This is a genomic window from Streptomyces aurantiacus JA 4570, assembly GCF_000414115.1.
Lineage (GTDB): Bacteria > Actinomycetota > Actinomycetes > Streptomycetales > Streptomycetaceae > Streptomyces > Streptomyces aurantiacus_A.
Map to the genome: position 1 here is coordinate 1 of NZ_AOPZ01000220.1, position 14,637 is coordinate 14,637.

A 14,637-nucleotide genomic window follows, 5' to 3' on the forward strand; every position below is an offset into this window, starting at 1 on the left:
CGGCCTGGGCGCGCACGACGTCGCGGTTGATGCCGAACGACGGCTCGTGCCCCTCGTACCACTCCCATCCCGACGCGTGCACGATCCGCAGCGGAAACCCGCCGCGCACGGCCTCGTCGGCGGCCCAGTCCAGCGCTCGCAGGGCGGCCCCCGAGCCGTCCACTCCGACGATCAGTGTCCCGTCCACGGCATGCGGCCCCCTCGGCGTCGTGTCCGCGGCGTCGTGCCCGCGCCTGCGTACGGACCCCCCGGTCCCCCGGCGGGCCCTCCCCGAAGGTGACAGGCTCCGCGCGCGCGAGGCAGAGGCAGACCGGCCCTTCGAGGGGGCCGACCGGCCCCTGACACGTGCGGTGCGACTACCGCGGGCGGCTCAGCGCCGCGCACTGGGCGGCGCTGAGCCGCCCCGGCCTGGCGACGACGCCGTACGCTCCCGCCGCGTCGCGGCGCAGGGCCACCGGGTCGGCGATGTCGGGATGCTGTTCGGCGTCGTACAGCGCGGTGGCGACCCGGTCCTCGGACCACCCCAGCGCGGACGCCAACTCCCCTGCTGTCATTGGCACTTCGGCATGGACGAGCGCGGCGAGGGCGGTCAGGGCGTCGGCGAAGGCGGGGGCGGCGGTGCCGCCGGCCATGTCGTCGCTGAGGCTCGTGAAGAACTGCCGCATATGGTCGAGGCGGGCGCCCGCGGGCGTGTTCGGGTCGAGGATCTCGGCACCCGCCTGCGCGGTGTCGGCCATCATCGCGTTCGTACGGGCGCTGGTCAGCCAGGTGCGCAGCCATACGTCGTCGTCGATGACGTAGCGCTCACGCCGCCCGGACGCGTCGCGCTCGCGGCGCAGCAGTTCCAGGCGGTCCAGATAGCCGACCGCCTTGGAGACCGAGGCGGGGCTGACCCGCAGCCTTCGCGTCAGCTCGGCGGCGGTCAGCGCGCCGGAGTCGGTGGCGACGAGGCTCGCCAGCACGCGGGCCGCCATGCGCGGCAGCCCCGTGTGCACCATCAGCTCCGCGAACTGGTCCACGAAGGCGCGTACCGCCCCCGGGTCGCGTCCGTGTCCCGCGTCTTCGGCGGGCGCGCCGTCGTCCCGGGCCGAGGCGGCGCGGCGGGCGCGGCGGGCGGTGGCGTGGTGGGCGTGGTCGGCGCGGTAGCCGCGGGCGCCGCCGTTGCGGGCCACTTCCCTGCTGACGGTCGAGGTCGGCCTGCCGAGCCGCCGGGCGATCTCCGCGTACCCGAGTCCGTCGGCGAGCCCGGCGGCGACGCGCAGCCGGTCCTCGTGGGTGAGCCTGCCTCCGGGCATCGCGCCGCGCTCCCCTCTGCCCCGCCGGCCTCTGCCCCGCCGGCCTCCGGCCCGTCGCCGGGACCTCCGGACGACGGCCCGGACAGTATGCGTTCACGAGCATCTCATTGCAACGTCGAACGGCGAGGTATTGCGTTCACCATCAACACCATTGCAATAGATGAGCAATTGGCCCGACAAAACACTCGCGCTCACCGCCTCAACCCGTTGCCTCCGCACTGAACGCAACGTAGCTTTCGCGTCCGATGAACAGCGAGGGCAAGGGACTGATGACAACGAACACCAGCGATGACGGCGGCTTCGTGCTCGACGTCGAAGGGCTGCGCATGCGGTACGGCACGACCGACGTGCTGCGGGAGGTGACGTTCCGCGCCCGGCACGGCGAGGTCGTGGCCCTGCTCGGGCCCAACGGCGCGGGCAAGACGACCACGATCGAGATCCTGGAGGGCTTCCGGATGCGCTCCGCGGGCCGGGTCTCCGTCCTCGGCACGGATCCCGCGCACGCCGACGAGGCATGGCGGGCCCGCGTCGGGGTCGTCCTCCAGTCCTGGCGGGACCACGGCAAGTGGCGGGTGCGGGAACTGCTCGCGCACTTCGGTACGTACTACGTTCCGTACGCCACCGACACGGTGCGGCGGCCGTGGGACACCGATGAACTCCTCGCCGCCGTCGGCCTGTCGGAGCTCGCGGGCGACAAGATCAGGACGTTGTCCGGCGGGCAGCGGCGCCGCCTGGACGTGGCGATCGGCCTCGTGGGCCGCCCCGAACTCCTCTTCCTCGACGAGCCCACGGCGGGCCTGGACCCGCGGGCCCGCCACGAGTTCCACGCCCTGGTGAACCGCCTCGCCGCCGAGCACCGGACCACGATCCTGCTCACGACGCACGACCTCGCGGAGGCGGAGAAGCTCGCCGACCGCATCATGATCCTCTCCGGCGGCCGGATCGTCGCGGACGGCACGGCGGACGAGCTGGCCCGGCGCACGGCCGGGGCGGACGAGGTGCGGTGGACGTGCGGCGGCCGGCGCTTCACGCACGTGACGGCCGAATCGACGCGATTCGTACGGGAGTTGTTCCGGGAGCACGGCGAGGCGATCGGTGAACTGGAGGTCCGCAGGGCCTCGCTGGAGGACACGTACATGACGCTGGTGCACCGGCACGGATCCGGGGGACCCGGCGGGCCCGGAGAGGCAGCCGGGGCGGGCGACGCGCGGGCGGCGGTGACGTCACGATGAACGCGATGAACGCGATGAACGCCAGGGCCGCGGCGAACCCGACGAGCACGGCGCTGCGGGCCGGCTGGAGCCGGGGAGTGATCGAGCTGCGGCAGTCGTTCACCAACGGCGCGGACCTGGTGTCGCATCTGCTGTGGCCGGTGATGATGCTGACGGCGCTGTACTTCATGCGGGACCGGGAGTTCGGGTCGAGCGGGCTGCTGCTGGGCACGCTGGCGCTGCCGAGCATCCTGGGCATGAACGCCGCGATGGGCATGGTGACGATGAGTCAAGTGCTCACGGCCGAGCGGGAGGACGGCACGCTGCTGCGGGCCAAGGCGACACCGGGCGGCATGCGGAGCTATGTGACCGGCAAGGTGATCACCGTCGCGGGCGGGCTCGTCGCCGACCTCGCGATCCTGCTGATCCCCGGCATGCTCCTGATCGACGGCCTGGCGGCGGGCAGCGCGGGCTCATGGCTGACGCTGGCGTGGGTCCTGGCCCTGGGCATGCTGGCGACGCTGCCCATCGGCGCGATCCTGGGCTCGCTCTTCCCGAGCGCGCGCGGTCAGGGTCTGATCCAGCTCCCGGTCCTCGCCATGATCGCGATCTCTGGCATCTTCTACCCCGTCACGTCCCTCCCGGACTGGCTCCAGACGATCGCCCAGGCCACCCCCATCTACTGGCTCGGCCTCGGCATGCGCTCCGCCTTCCTGCCCGCGGACGCCGTGACGGTGGAGATCGCCGACTCCTGGCGCCACCTGGAGACCGCGGCCGTCCTGGGCGTCTGGGCCGCCGTCGGCCTGGCCCTCGCGCCGGTGGTGCTGCGCAGGATGGCGCGGCGCGAGTCGGGGTCGGGGGTCGCCGAGCGAAAGGAGAAGGCGTTGCAGCGGGTGGGGTAGGCCGCGCGGGTGGGGTGGGCCGGAGCGTCACGCTCTCGCTCCGGGCCGCACCGTCACGCTCTCGCTCCGGGCCGGAGCCAGTTGAGGGCGGCCTGCACCATGACCAGCACGGCGTACAGGACGAGGACCGCCCACCACGCGCCCTTCCCCGCCGCCTGGGTCTGCAGGAGGAAGGCGACCACACCCGCCGCCACGGCGACGGCCGCCATGGCCGACGAGTGGCCGCGGCCGTTCGAGACGACCCGCAGCAGGGCCCCGGCCGCGGCCAGCATGGTCCCGCCCACGATGAACTGCCGCGTCAGGTCAGAGGCGCCGCCCGTCCAGCGGGAGGGCGATGCGTCGCACACCGCACACACGATGGACGCCAGGACGGTGACGCAGAGCAGACCCATGGCCAGCCATCCCCGCACGCGGCGCCATCGAGGGGGTGGGCGCGTCCCGCGCAGCCAGATGCCGAACCCCAGCGCCAGAGCCGGGACGAAGAAGACGGCGAGGATGATGTGGCCGGGCGGTGAGAAGCACCGGTCGGCGCTGAACGCGACGCCCACCCACAGCAGTGAGAGCGCGAGCGCCGCGAGCGCCGGCGCGAAGACCGCGAGGACCACCGGAAGCCAGACGAGCGGCTTGAGCAGACCGAGCCCCAGCCTCGCCGCCGCCTGCCACCCATGGCCGCTGGGCTGCAGCGCCGGCCAGACCAGCAGGCCCAGCCGGACTGCCGCCCGCCGGGGGTCGCGCGCCTGCAGCAGTTCGGGCACGCTCTCCGCTCCGACGCGGCGGAACTCCTTGAACGCGGTGTCGAAGTCGACGGGCGGCGTCCTGGTCGGGACGGCGGGCGGGTTGCCCTGTCCCGGCTGCTCGATCAGGGCGGCGATCACCGGGAGCTCCTCCTTGAGGATCTCCCGCTGGCGCAGCTCGATGAGCAGGTGCCGCAGCCGGTCCCACGGCTCCTGCCCGGGAGGCGTGTCCCTCCAGAGGTCCTCCAGGGCGGCTTGGGGAGTTGCGTCACGGGGGCGGGCGGTCCCGTACAACTGGTCCGGCAGCCAGTCGAGCGACGGCGCGAGATGGGCGGCGACTGTGCCGATCAGCTTGTCGTCGCAGGGATCGCCGAACTCGGCGCGGAGGCGTTCGTCGGTGGCGACGATCCGCACCAGGGAGGCAGCCGCGTCCAGACGGCCCCAGGTCCAGTCGCTGAGACGCCAGCGTGCGCTGAGGAACGCGGAGAAGTTGTTGAGCTGGTTGCCGCTGAGTTTGCCCTCGACCAGGCTCTGGAGGGCGGACGTCTCCCTGCGTCCGGGGGCGGGCTCCTCGGCTCCTCCGAGGGCGGACTCCCCGGCTCCTCCGGGGGCGGGCTCCTCGGCTTCGTGGGCGGCCTCCCCGGGCGGGGTGTACTCGGTGGCCCAACTCGTGTTGGCGGCCGAGACGGTGTGGAACTTGATTCCCGTCGGCTCGGCCAGCGGGTCGGGACGCAGGGGCCCCAGCAGCACTTCCGCGGCGGCCAGGACGCGGGCCATGTCTCCGCTCGCGCCGGCGGCCGCCTCGTGGAGGGCCTGGAAGCCCCGCACGGGGACGTGGTCGCCCGTGCCCGCTCCGGCTGCCATCGCCAGGCCCATGTCCCGGCCGAGTGCGGCGAGGCTCGCGAACAGACTCGTATAGACGGTCTGGTACGACACCGACGCCCGCTCGGCCGATCCCGCGCAGGCAGCGCCGGGATCCGTGGTCGCCACGGCCGCGAGGTCGGCCGCCCAGATCTCCCAGTCGCCGTCCGTCTGCCGCGGCGCGGGCAGGACCAGCTCCAGCCGGACGACGGCCCGCCGCATGAGTTCGAGGGGGTCATGGGTGCCGCCCGCGAGTCCGGCGGTGAACTCGCGCAGGATCGTCCGGTCGCGGGCCGCGACGAGGGTGGCGATGGCGAGCCGATGCGCGTACAGCCTCTTCCTGAGCTCCGGCAGCGAGGGCGGGAGGCCCGCCGCGGACTCCGACGCCCCCGCCTCGAAGGCGCGCAGCCAGTCCAGCAGCAGGCGCACGGCCCGCGCCAACGGCAGCGGCGATCGCCCGATGAGGGGAAGGTCCTGGAACGGCGCCTCGGCGGGCAGCACCCAGTGCTCTCCCGCCTTGCGCAGTTCGGCGACGAACGGCGCCGAACCCTCCGGGAGGCACGCGTCCAGGCCGTCCAGCGGGCCGGGGCCCGGGGGCAGCGGCAACGGGTCCGGGCCGGTGACCTCGGTGGGATCCTGCAGCAGCCGGCTCACGCGACGGGCCTCGGCGTCGCCCGCCCTCCTGACGTACGCCGGCCACTGCGCCGTGGCGGCCTCCTCGCACCACGCCGGCCTGGCCGGGAGCACACCGGCCAGCCCCCTGTGCCGCTCCATGACGTCCTCCGCAGCACGGAATTCGGCGACGTCGTCCAGCAGGGACTCGGTCCCCGTCTTGATCCCCAGCGACCTCACCGCCAGGCGCAACAGACGGGTGACCCCCTGGCGCCCCTCCTTGGCCACCGGTTCCGGCGGATACGGCGGTACCGGCTGGAGGAAGAGCAACCACCGGTCGACGCCCCGGTCCGCCGGGGACCCTGCGATCGCCCGGACCGCCCAGGCCACCGGGATGTTGTCCAGAAGTCCGCCGTCGACCAGTTCCACGGTGCCGTCGGCCGCGGGATCCGGGTGGCCGGTCTCGCTGCTGACGCCCCACAGGTTCGGGGGCGTGGGCGGAGCCGTGGCCCCTGCCGGTGGCACGCCGACCACGGGACGGGCCGGTTCGAACGCACCGGGGAAGGAGGACGTGGCGCGGGCCGCGTAGGCAAGCCGGTTCAGGGCTTCCGCCCGCTCGTCGCCGCCCGCGGGGAAATCCGTGAGCGAAGGCGCGGCCGCGCCTGCCGCGCTGCGGTGCCGGAACCGGAAGTAGGCGCGCGACCGGCCCGTCAGCAGGGACTGTCCCAGGGTGGGCCGTACCCAGTCGGGGCGGGGCTGGAGCCGCGTCGCCGTCAGGATCAGGCGCAGCGCGGCGGGCGGCTCGGCCGGAGGCTCTCCCTTGGCGATGAGGGCGTTCAGTTCGTCGCGCAGGCGTGCGTAGAAGGTCTCGTCGCCGCGCAGCAAGGAATCCGGGAGCCGGCCGAGGCGGGGCGTCGGGCGGAGCAGTGACTCCAGATCGCCCAGCTCCAGCCACACGTTCCGCACGCCCGCGTCGAACGGCATGCCGTAGAGCAGATGGCAGGCGAACAGCACTCCGTTGAGGCCGCCCGCGCTGGTTCCGGCCAAGACGTCCACGGTGACGTCCTCGAACCCGCATCGCTCCAGCAGCTCGCCGTAGACGCCGTCCTTCTTCCGCAGCGCGGCGACCTCGCAGCACGACCCGCCCATCCACACCGCGAGACTCACCCCGCCACGCATGGCGAGGGCGAGCCGGAGTTCCGTGCTGAGAGGGCGCGACTGCTCAGGGCTCATGAGCTCAGCGTCCACGTCCCGCGCTCTCGGCGGCACATCGGCTGAGCCATTCGACCCATGCGGTCGACACCTCCGCCGAGCTCCCGCCCCGGGCTCGTTCCGCGCCGCCCGCCGAGCCGCCGGTGCGTTCCGCGGTGCCCCCCACACGTGACCTTCGAAGCCGCAAGGTCGATACTTCCGGGAGCAGGACTGCCGCCGACGTTCCGCATGACCAGCCAAGATGGGTCGGGGAACGAGTCGCCAAGCTCCAGGAGGTACCCGTGAAGATGCTCATCAATGTGGCGGAGACCGTGGTCGCGGACGCGCTCAGGGGGATGGCGGCCGCGCATCCGGAGCTGGCCGTGGATGTGGAGAACCGGGTGATCACGCGGGCGGACGCGCCCGTCGCGGGGAAGGTCGCGCTGGTGTCGGGCGGCGGGTCCGGGCACGAGCCGTTGCACGGCGGGTTCGTGGGGCCCGGGATGCTGTCGGCGGCGTGTCCCGGTGAGGTGTTCACCTCCCCCGTGCCCGACCAGATGGTGCGCGCCGCGGCGGCCGTGGACAGCGGCGCGGGCGTGCTGTTCGTCGTGAAGAACTACACCGGCGACGTCCTGAACTTCGACATGGCCGCGGAGTTGGCCGAGGACGAGGGGATCCAGGTCGCCAAGGTCCTCGTCAACGACGACGTGGCGGTGACCGACAGCCTCTACACGGCCGGGCGGCGCGGCACCGGCGCGACGCTCTTCGTGGAGAAGCTCGCGGGCGCGGCCGCCGAGGAGGGCATGCCGCTGGAGCGCGTGGAGGCGATCGCCCGGCAGGTGAACGAGAACGCGCGCAGCTTCGGAGTCGCGCTGAGCGCCTGCTCCACCCCCGCGAAGGGCTCTCCGACCTTCGATCTGCCCGCCGGTGAGCTGGAGTTGGGCGTCGGCATCCACGGCGAACCGGGGCGTGAGCGGCGCGCCATGATGACGTCCCGGGAGATCGCCGACTACGCCGTCGACGTCATCCTCCAGGACCTGGACCCGCACGACCCCGTGCTCGTCCTCGTCAACGGCATGGGCGCCACGCCCCTGTTGGAGCTGTATGGCTTCAACGCCGAGGTCCAGCGCGTGCTCGGCGAACGCGGCGTCCCCGTGGCCCGCACCCTCGTCGGCAATTACGTGACCTCCCTCGACATGGCGGGCGCCTCCGTGACGCTGTGCCGGGTCGACGAGGAGCTGCTGCGGCTGTGGGACGCGCCGGTCCGCACCGCGGGGCTGCGCTGGGGCATGTGATCACTTCGGGGCCTGTGACGTACCGACAACGCAAGGAGTTTCAGTGCTCGACGCCGATTTCTTCCGCCGCTGGCTGACCACGGCCGCCGCGGCCGTCGACCGCGAGGCGGAGCGGCTCACCGAGTTGGACTCGCCCATCGGCGACGCCGACCACGGCAGCAATCTCCAGCGCGGCTTCACCGCCGTCGTCTCCGGCCTGGAGAAGGAGGCCCCGGACACCCCGGGCGCCGTCCTGACCCAGGCGGGGCGGCAGTTGATCTCCACCGTGGGCGGCGCGTCAGGGCCGCTGTACGGCACCCTGCTGCGCCGCACCGGCAAGGCGCTCGGCGACGCGGCCGAGGTCAGCGAGGCCGAGTTCGCCGACGCGCTGCGCACCGGCGTCGACGCCGTGGCGGCGCTCGGTGGCGCCGCGCCCGGCGACAAGACGATGCTGGACGCCCTCGTCCCCGCGATCGACGCGCTCCCCACGTCCTTCGCGGCCGCCCGCGCCGCCGCCCACGAGGGGGCGCTCGCGACCACGCCGCTGCAGGCCCGCAAGGGCAGGGCGAGCTATCTGGGCGAACGCAGCATCGGCCACCAGGACCCGGGGGCCACCTCGTCGGCCCTGCTGTTCGAGGCGCTGGCCGAGACGGCCGAGGAGGCGGCACATGAGTGACGACAGCAAGCTCGTGGGCGTCGTGCTCGTCTCGCACAGCGGGCCCGTCGCCGAGTCCGTGGCCGCGCTCGCCTCGGGCCTCGCCGGCGGCGCGACCGCTCCCGTGGCCGCCGCGGGCGGCACCGAGGACGGCGGCCTCGGCACCAGCTCCGAGCTGATCGCCGCCGCCGCGGAACGGGTCGACCGGGGCGCGGGCGTCGCGATCCTCGTCGACCTGGGCAGTGCCGTGCTCACGGTCAAGGCCCTGATCGCCGAGGGCGACGAACTCCCGGACGGCGCCCGCCTCGTGGACGCGCCGTTCGTGGAGGGCGCGGTCGCGGCGGTCGTGACGGCGTCGGCGGGCGCCGACATCGCGGCGGTGGAGGCGGCGGCGCGGGAGGCGTACGACTACCGCAAGGTCTAGCCGGCAGCGGGCGGCCGGGCTTGCGGGGTGCCACGAGTACCCGCGAGCCCAGCCGCCCGTCCCACGTCGCTTCCAACTGCCCTCTTGATGTGCCCCCGTCACCCCTGTCAAATTGGTCCGGACCATTCGCGTCGAGTGGAAGGCACGACCGTGCGACGGACCCCCCACCTGCCCCGCCAGCCGCTCCCCCGCACCACCGCCGGACGCGCCCTCACCCTCACCGCGGCCGCCTGCGTGCTGAGTTCCTGCGCCTGGGGCGGTGGCGACGGCGAGGGCACGCGGCCGCCCTCCGCGCCGCGCGGCCTCACCGTCCAGGCGGGCAGCGCCACGACCGTGCACGTCATGTGGAACAGCACCACCGACGGCTCGGACATCGAGGGCTACGAGATCTACCGCGACGCCGCCAAGGTCAAGGACGTCCCGGCCGACCAGCACATGGTCGACATCACCGGCCTCAAGCCCGCGGCCACGTACACCTTCTCCGTCCGGGCCCGCGACGCCGACGGCGGCCTCAGCCCGGACAGCAAGAAGCTGACGGTCACCACGCCCGCAGCGGCGAAGGCCGACCGCGCGGCCCCGTCCCGCCCGCGCACCCTGCGGGGCGAGGCCGAGGGCGGGCGCGCGGCGACGCTGGCGTGGGGCGGGTCGAAGGACAACCGCAGCGTGGCGTCGTACGAGATCTACCAGGGCACGTCGAAGATCCACAGCGTCGGCGGGGGCACCACGGACACACTGATCACGGGCCTGCGACCGGGGACCACGTACACGTTCACCGTGAAGGCGCGCGACGCAGCCGACAACTTCTCGGCGGCGAGCCCCGCCGTGCGCGTCACCACCGCGGCGGGGAAGGACAGCGGGCGCGCCACGGCCCCCGCGGACTTCCGGGCGCGTACGCACCGGGGCGGCGACGGGGCGTACTACATCGACCTCACCTGGCAACCGCCGCACACCGGCGGCGCGGTGACGGAGTATCAGATCCACCTGGACGGCAGGAGCGCGACCTCGCTGGTGTTCGGCGGCGCGGCTCCCCAGGGCAAGGCGAAGCACAGCTTCTACGTCGGCCGGAAGTCCGGCGAGACGCACCGCGTGAAGCTCCGCGCCAAGCTGCCCGACGGCACTTGGGGCGGGTACTCCCCCGAACGGACGGTCACCACCCCCTGACGCGCGCGGAGCCCGGACGCTACGGGCGCACCGCCACCGCGTCCACCTCGAACAGCATCCCCGGCAGCGCGAGCGAGGCCACGCCGCTCAGTGTCTGGGCGGGCAGGCGGTCGCCGAAGCGGGCGGGCAGCGCCTTGCCGAGGGCCTCCAGTTTGTCCAGGTCGTGGTCGACGATGAAGGTCCCGAGTCGCACCACGTGCTCGTATCCGAGGCCGACCGCCTCCAGCGCCGAACCCAACCGGTCCAGGGCCAGGTCCACTTGGGCGGCGAAGTCGCCGGGCACCACGGCGCCGGTGGCGTCGGAGGCGTACTGGCCGCCGATGAAGACGAGTTCGCCGGGCGCCGAGACGGCGTGGCTGTACCCGAACGGGGTCGGGTCGTGGAGGGTGGGCGGGTTGGTGATGGTGCGCTGATCGGTCGTCATGTCTGCTCGAACATCACGTGGGACCCGCGCATTCCACGTCTTCCCTCCGCACCAGCGACTCCGCCGCCCACAGGCACCACTCACGCGTCTCGCGCTCGAAGGCGAGGCCACGCCGACAGGTCAGATAGGGGCCGATCCGGCGGCCCGTGCGCAGGAACTCGTCCTCGTCCAGCTCGCCGCGCAGCCGCCGCAGCAGCTTGCCGAGGACCTCGGCCTTCGCCTCGGCGACCGCGGCGCGCTCACGCAGCTGGGCGATCACGGGCGCGGCGTCCACGTCGTCGACCGCCTGCACCTTGACCAGCAGGTCGTCCCGGATGAAGGACGGCTTGGCGGACGCCGCGGCGAACCGCTCCAGTTCGGCGAAGCCGTCCTCCGTGACCTGGAACACCCGCTTGTTGGGTCGCCCTTCCTGCACGATCTCGCGCCCGGAGAGCAGCCCCTCGCCCTCGAGCCGCGCCAGCTCGGCGTACAGCTGCTGCGGCAGCGCGTGCCAGAAGTTGGCCACGCCGATGTCGAAGCCCTTGGCGAGCTGATAGCCGCTGAACTCGCCGTCGAGCAGTGCCGCGAGCACCGCGTGCCGCAGGGCCATGGTCTTCCCCTCTTCCCTTCATCGGCCGACGCCCTCATCATAGTCAAGGAATTGAGTAGTCATATTCTTGACTAGGAGGTCACCCATGACGCCGGCACCCGCCGCCGAGTACGCGAACCGTCTCCGCGACGCCCTCGAGAAGGGCGAAACCGCCGCCCTTGAGGAGCTGTTCACGCCGGACATCCGCTTCTACAGCCCGGTGAAGTTCCAGCCCTTCGAAGGCCGCGAGATGGTGCTCGGCCTCTTCGGGGTACTGGCTCGCACCTTCGAGAACTTCCGGTACGTCGGGTCGTACGACGGCACAGCGCAGACCAGCGCCGACGGGAGCGAGGCGGCGTCGGTCGTGCTGCTGTTCCGCACGACCGTGGCCGGTAGGGAGATCCACGGCATCGACCTGCTGCACTTCGACGAGGACGGCCGGATCAAGGAGTTCACGGTGATGGTGCGCCCGCAGTCAGCGGTGCAGGCGCTCGGCCAGGCCGTGTACGCGGGCCTGGTGGCCGACGGCCTGGTGCCGCCGCTCCCCGAGGAGAGGTGACACCAGGCCGTCCGGGGCCCCTGGATCAGGCGGGCAGCGGCACGTCCAGGCGCGCCTTGCGGTGGCTGAACGTCGCGATGGAGTGCGGGCCGTGATAGGCGCCGAGGCCGCTCTCGCCGACGCCGCCGAACGGCAGCTCGGGGACGGAGAGATGGGCCATCGGCAGGCCGAAGCCGAGCCCGCCCGACGAGGTCTCCGCGGCCAGCCGCTCACGGGTGCGGTCCGCGCCGGTGAAGGCGTACAGGGCGAGCGGCTTGTCCCGCTCGTTGATGAACTCGATCGCCTCGTCGAGGCCCTCGACCTCGACGATCGGCAGGACGGGACCGAAGATCTCCTCCCGCATGACCGGCTCGTCGGGCTTCACCCCGGCGAGCACGGTCGGGGCGATGTACTTCGAGGCACGATCGGTCTGACCGCCCGTCACCACGCGACCCGAGCCGAGCAGCCCCGAAAGCCGGTCGAAGTGCCGCTCGTTGACGATGCGTCCGTACGCGTCCGACGCTGCCGGGTCCGCCCCGTACTGTGCCTCGATCGCCTCCGTGAGCGCGGACTCCAGGGCGCGGGCGGTGGCGGGGTCGGTGAGGACGTAGTCGGGCGCGACGCAGGTCTGGCCGGCGTTGGCGAACTTGGCGCGGGCCAGGCGGCGGGCGACCTCCGTGGTGTCGACGCCCGCGTCCACGAACGCCGGTGACTTGCCGCCGAGTTCGAGGGTGACCGGTGTCAGGTGCTCGGCGGCGGCACGCATCACGATGCGGCCCACGGCGCCGTTGCCGGTGTAGAAGATGTGGTCGAAACGCTGGGCGAGCAGCGCCGTGGTCTCGGGCACACCGCCCTCGACGACCGCCACGGCGTCCGTGTCCAGGAAGCGGGGCAGCAGCCGGGCGATCAACTCGGAGGTGGCGGGCGCCAGTTCGCTGGGCTTGACGACCACCGCGTTGCCCGCGGCGAGCGCTCCGGCGACCGGCACGAGGAGGAGCTGCGCGGGATAGTTCCACGGCGCGATGACCAGGACGACGCCGAGCGGGTCGTACTGCGTGCCCGCGCTGGCGTGCTCCCCGAAGACGCCGCTGACGTCCACGGGCTGCGGGCTCAGCCACTCTTCGAGGTGGTCGAGGGTGTGGTCGATCTCCTTGACGGTGAAGTCGACCTCGGCGCGGTATGCCTCGGCGCGCGGCTTGCCCAGGTCCGCGTGGAGGGCGTCCGCGATGTCCTCGCGGTGCTCGGTGAGCATCTCGCGCAGCCGGGTGAGCTGCCGCTCGCGCCAGGCCAGGGGGCGGGTGCGGCCGGTGCGGAAGGTGGCGCGGAGACGGGCCACGAGGGCGGCGGGGTCTTCGGGGGCGGTGTTCGTGCCGGTGGGGGTGGCGCTGTCGTTCATGAGGTCCTCAAGAGTGTCGCTCGGATGGGAGCGTGATGCACGTGCGGGAGGGATGCGGGTCGGGTGCGGGCAGCAGCCCGGTGAGCAGGGCGTCGGTGGCGGGGCGCAGCAGTCGCGCCGCGTCGGGGTGGGTTTCGAGGCCGACGACGAGAGCGACGCAGACGTCGGCGGCTTCGGCAGGGCTCAGGCGGGCGGGGCCATCGGCCCTCACGGCCGCGAACTGCTCCGTCAGCAGCTCCCGGATCCGCCCGGTGAACGCGTCACAGATGTCACCGGACAACCGCGCCTTCGTGTCGAGGAGTTCGGCGGTGTGCGGCGAACCGCCCACGAGGCCGAGGACCAGGTCGAGCTTGGCGGCGAGGATGCCGTGGATCCGCTCGGCGGGCGGCGCGTCCGAGGCGGCGGCAGCGGCGGCCCGCTCAAGGGCACGGTCGTGCAGGCGCCGGGTGAGCCGCCGGACCGCGTCGTCCTTGCCGCGTACGTACTGGTAGACCGCCGACCGGGACACCCCCATCTCGCCCGCGATGTCGTCCATCGTGGTGCGCCGCACGCCGTACCTGCTCAGGCAGGTGTACGTCGCGTCGAGGACGGCGGTGAGCCGGTCCGGGGCCATGGCTCAGCCCACCGCCTTGACCATCTCCGCGGCGAGCGGGGCCGCCGACGCCGGGTTCTGGCCGGTGTGGAGGTTGCCGTCGGTGACGACGAACGGGGCCCACGGCTCGCCCTCCTGGAAGTCGACGCCGAGCGCGACAAGGCGGTCCTGGAGCAGCCACGGCGCGCGGTCGGCGAAGCCCGACTGGGTCTCCTCCGCGTTGGTGAACGCGGTCACGCGGCGGCCCGCGAAGGGCGAGTCGCCCCCGTCCCGCGCGGTGGCGAGCAGCGCGGCGGGCCCGTGGCAGACGATGCCGAGCGGCTTGCCGGACGCGAGCGCCGAGACCAGCAGGTCGCCGGACGCGGCGTTCACCGCGAGGTCCTCCATCGGGCCGTGGCCGCCCGGGTAGAACACGGCCGCGTAGTCGTCGAGCCGCACGTCCTCCAGCGCGAGCGGGTCCCGCAGGGCGGTGATGCCGTCCAGGGCCGCGGCGATCGCGTCGGCGTTCTCCTGGCCGCCGTTCAGCTCGGGGGCGAGGCTCGCGGGGTCCATCGTCGGCACGACACCGCCGGGAGTCGCGACCACCACGTCGTGACCGGCGGCGGCGAACGCCTGGTACGGGGCCGCGACCTCCTCGGCCCAGTAGCCGCTCGGGTGCGCGGTGCCGTCCGCCAGCGTCCACACCGCGGAGCCGGTCACCACCATCAGGATCTTCGCCATGTCCTTCTCCTTCGCTTCCCTTGTGTGCGCCCGGACGCTTCGTACGTCCTGACGTTTCGTACGCAAGGTGTCAGCTCGA

General features: G+C 73.1%; 15 protein-coding genes. 7 read left to right on the forward strand and 8 right to left on the reverse strand.

Annotation, left to right across the window (positions count from 1 at the left end; genetic code table 11):
* A partial coding sequence (locus STRAU_RS21395) for a universal stress protein (protein WP_037660943.1) occupies positions 1-187 on the reverse strand: 187 nt, incomplete at its 3' end.
* Between the two features lie 169 nt (positions 188-356).
* Positions 357-1,295 (reverse strand): GbsR/MarR family transcriptional regulator, encoded by a 939-nt coding sequence (locus STRAU_RS21400; RefSeq protein ID WP_016642463.1) that lies wholly within the window; start codon positions 1,293-1,295, stop codon positions 357-359.
* 269 nt (positions 1,296-1,564) lie between these two features.
* Here STRAU_RS21400 and STRAU_RS21405 point away from each other — a divergent pair, with 269 nt between their 5' ends.
* Together STRAU_RS21405 and STRAU_RS21410 are read left to right on the forward strand one after the other, a co-directional pair.
* A complete protein-coding gene (locus STRAU_RS21405; protein WP_037660956.1) occupies positions 1,565-2,527 on the forward strand; it encodes an ABC transporter ATP-binding protein in 963 nt (320 codons plus the stop codon).
* The gene (locus STRAU_RS21410) at positions 2,524-3,408 is read left to right on the forward strand and encodes an ABC transporter permease (RefSeq protein WP_016642465.1); all 885 of its coding nucleotides are present in this window, start codon (positions 2,524-2,526) and stop codon (positions 3,406-3,408) included. The genes STRAU_RS21405 and STRAU_RS21410 overlap by 4 nt, the downstream gene beginning before the upstream one ends.
* 53 nt (positions 3,409-3,461) lie before the next feature.
* On the opposite strand, the gene STRAU_RS21415 is transcribed toward STRAU_RS21410, so the two are convergent.
* Positions 3,462-6,848 carry a DUF3376 domain-containing protein gene (locus STRAU_RS21415; RefSeq protein ID WP_016642466.1) on the reverse strand — a complete coding sequence of 1,129 codons (3,387 nt, stop codon included), beginning with the start codon at positions 6,846-6,848 and terminating at the stop codon, positions 3,462-3,464.
* A gap of 260 nt (positions 6,849-7,108) precedes the next feature.
* On the opposite strand from STRAU_RS21415, the gene dhaK reads away from it, so the two are divergent.
* From dhaK to STRAU_RS21435, 4 genes are all read left to right on the forward strand, one after another.
* Positions 7,109-8,101, forward strand: coding sequence for a dihydroxyacetone kinase subunit DhaK (gene dhaK, locus STRAU_RS21420; RefSeq protein ID WP_016642467.1), 993 nt, complete (start codon positions 7,109-7,111; stop codon positions 8,099-8,101).
* Between the two features lie 43 nt (positions 8,102-8,144).
* Positions 8,145-8,756, forward strand: a complete 612-nt coding sequence (dhaL, locus tag STRAU_RS21425) for a dihydroxyacetone kinase subunit DhaL (RefSeq protein WP_016642468.1) — start codon at positions 8,145-8,147, stop codon at positions 8,754-8,756.
* Entirely contained in the window at positions 8,749-9,159 is a 411-nt protein-coding gene (locus STRAU_RS21430; RefSeq protein ID WP_016642469.1) for a PTS-dependent dihydroxyacetone kinase phosphotransferase subunit DhaM, read from the forward strand. The genes dhaL and STRAU_RS21430 overlap by 8 nt, the downstream gene beginning before the upstream one ends.
* A 135-nt stretch (positions 9,160-9,294) precedes the next feature.
* Positions 9,295-10,320 (forward strand): fibronectin type III domain-containing protein, encoded by a 1,026-nt coding sequence (locus STRAU_RS21435; protein ID WP_016642470.1) that lies wholly within the window; start codon positions 9,295-9,297, stop codon positions 10,318-10,320.
* A 19-nt stretch (positions 10,321-10,339) separates the two neighbouring features.
* Here STRAU_RS21435 and STRAU_RS21440 read toward each other — a convergent pair whose 3' ends face one another.
* Together STRAU_RS21440 and STRAU_RS21445 are read right to left on the reverse strand one after the other, a co-directional pair.
* Positions 10,340-10,744 (reverse strand): RidA family protein, encoded by a 405-nt coding sequence (locus STRAU_RS21440; RefSeq protein WP_016642471.1) that lies wholly within the window; start codon positions 10,742-10,744, stop codon positions 10,340-10,342.
* A 13-nt stretch (positions 10,745-10,757) separates the two neighbouring features.
* On the reverse strand, positions 10,758-11,333 hold the full coding sequence (locus STRAU_RS21445) for a PadR family transcriptional regulator (protein ID WP_016642472.1): 576 nt from the start codon (positions 11,331-11,333) through the stop codon (positions 10,758-10,760).
* Between the two features lie 85 nt (positions 11,334-11,418).
* Here STRAU_RS21445 and STRAU_RS21450 point away from each other — a divergent pair, with 85 nt between their 5' ends.
* On the forward strand, positions 11,419-11,871 hold the full coding sequence (locus STRAU_RS21450; protein ID WP_016642473.1) for a nuclear transport factor 2 family protein: 453 nt from the start codon (positions 11,419-11,421) through the stop codon (positions 11,869-11,871).
* 25 nt (positions 11,872-11,896) lie between these two features.
* Here STRAU_RS21450 and STRAU_RS21455 read toward each other — a convergent pair whose 3' ends face one another.
* The 3 genes from STRAU_RS21455 to STRAU_RS21465 are packed head-to-tail and all read right to left on the reverse strand — an operon-like array spanning position 11,897 to position 14,558.
* Positions 11,897-13,246 carry an aldehyde dehydrogenase family protein gene (locus STRAU_RS21455; RefSeq protein WP_016642474.1) on the reverse strand — a complete coding sequence of 450 codons (1,350 nt, stop codon included), beginning with the start codon at positions 13,244-13,246 and terminating at the stop codon, positions 11,897-11,899.
* Positions 13,247-13,253: 7 nt separating this feature from the next.
* Positions 13,254-13,859, reverse strand: a complete 606-nt coding sequence (locus tag STRAU_RS21460; RefSeq protein WP_016642475.1) for a TetR/AcrR family transcriptional regulator — start codon at positions 13,857-13,859, stop codon at positions 13,254-13,256.
* 3 nt (positions 13,860-13,862) lie between these two features.
* Positions 13,863-14,558: a type 1 glutamine amidotransferase domain-containing protein gene (locus tag STRAU_RS21465; RefSeq protein WP_016642476.1), complete on the reverse strand. Its 696-nt coding sequence runs from the start codon at positions 14,556-14,558 to the stop codon at positions 13,863-13,865.
* Positions 14,559-14,637: the final 79 nt, after the last annotated feature.